Origin of the sequence: Streptomyces sp. SID11385, assembly GCF_010548245.1 — a bacterium.
Taxonomy (GTDB): Bacteria; Actinomycetota; Actinomycetes; order Streptomycetales; family Streptomycetaceae; genus Streptomyces.
The window spans coordinates 1-1,439 of the sequence record NZ_JAAGLR010000605.1; the positions used below are offsets into that span (position 1 = coordinate 1).

Annotated in this window: 1 protein-coding gene; it reads left to right on the forward strand. The window is 76.7% G+C overall.

All coding sequences use genetic code 11. From position 1 onward, the window contains the following. Positions 1–1,349, forward strand: a 1,349-nt coding sequence (gene dacB, locus G3I42_RS18575) for a D-alanyl-D-alanine carboxypeptidase/D-alanyl-D-alanine-endopeptidase (protein ID WP_239096541.1), incomplete at its 5' end; no start/stop codon positions are given. Between the last annotated feature and the right edge of the window lie 90 nt (positions 1,350–1,439).

Consider the following 1,439-nt stretch of genomic DNA (forward strand, 5'->3'; position numbering starts at 1 on the left):
CCGGACCGCAGGCCGTACCCCGGCACCGCCCCCTCACCTCCGCCGGGCTCCCCTCCCCGGCCCCGAGCGCGGGCCCCGTCCTCGACGGGCTGCGCACCGGCGGCGGCGACAAGGCCGGCGGCCGGGGGCCCGCCCTCGCGGGCCGCCTCGACCCGCTCCTCGCCGTGCGCGAACTCGGCAAGAAGCCCTCCGCCTCCGTCGTCGACCTCACGAGCGGCGAGCAGGTGTACGGCGACCACGCCGCGACCGCCGCCACCCCCGCCTCCGTCACCAAGATCGCCACCGCCGTCGCCGCCCTCGACGCCCTCGGCCCGGACCACCGCATCGAGACCCGCGTCGAGCAGGACGGCCACCGCCTCGTCCTCGTCGGCGGCGGCGACCCCACCCTCACCGCCCGCGCCCACCCCGGCGGGTACGCGAGCCTGCGCACCCTCGCCACCCGCACGGCCCAGGCGCTCCGCGCGCAGCCGGGCACGTACACCCTCGTCTACGACACCTCGCGCTACGCGGGCACCACCCGGCACCCCATAGGGCCCAACGAGAACCTCGCCCCCGTCACGGCGCTCATCGCCGACGAGGGCCGCCTCGACTCCAGCGACCACGGCCCCGCCGACCGCAGCACCGACCCCGCGCTCGACACCGCCCGCCGCTTCCACGACCTCCTCACGGACGCGGGCGTGAAACTCCGCGACAAGGTCGAGACGGGCGACGGCAAGAAGTCCCCCGCCCAGGACCCGTCGAAATCCGCGACACCGGGCGACGACGGCGAGGACGACGGCAAGAAGGGCCCCGAGGAGATCGCCTCCGTCTCCTCCGCGCCCCTCGCCACGATCGTCGAGCGGATGCTCACCTACTCGGACAACGACATCGCCGAGCACCTCGCCCGCCAGACCGCCCTCGCCACCGGCGCGAAGGCCGACTTCAAGGGCGGCGCCGGGGCCGTGCACGACCGGCTCGCGAAACTCGGGCTGCCCGTCGCCGGCACGTCGTTCCACGACGGCAGCGGCCTCGACCGCGCCGACAAGCTCACCCCCGGACTCCTCACCGCCCTCCTCGCCGAAGCCGCCCGGAAGGACCACCCCGGCCTGCGCCCCGTCCTCACCGGCCTCCCCGTCGCCGGCTTCACCGGCACCCTCGCGACCCGCTACACCGCCGACCACAACAAGGCCGGCACCGGCCTCGTCCGCGCCAAGACCGGCACCCTCACCGGCGTCAACACCCTCGCCGGCACCGTCGTCACCCGCTCCGGCCGCCTCCTCGGCTTCGCCTTCATGAGCCACGACGCCCCCGACCCCATGGCGGCCCAGGCGGCCCTGGACAAGATGGCGACGGCACTGGCGGAAAGCTGAGGGGGGCGGGGCGGGGGCCGCGAGGTCGCGGGTCGGCGGGGCGGGGGCCGCGGGGCGGCGGGGCGGAAGGCTGAGCGGCACCTCTCGGGC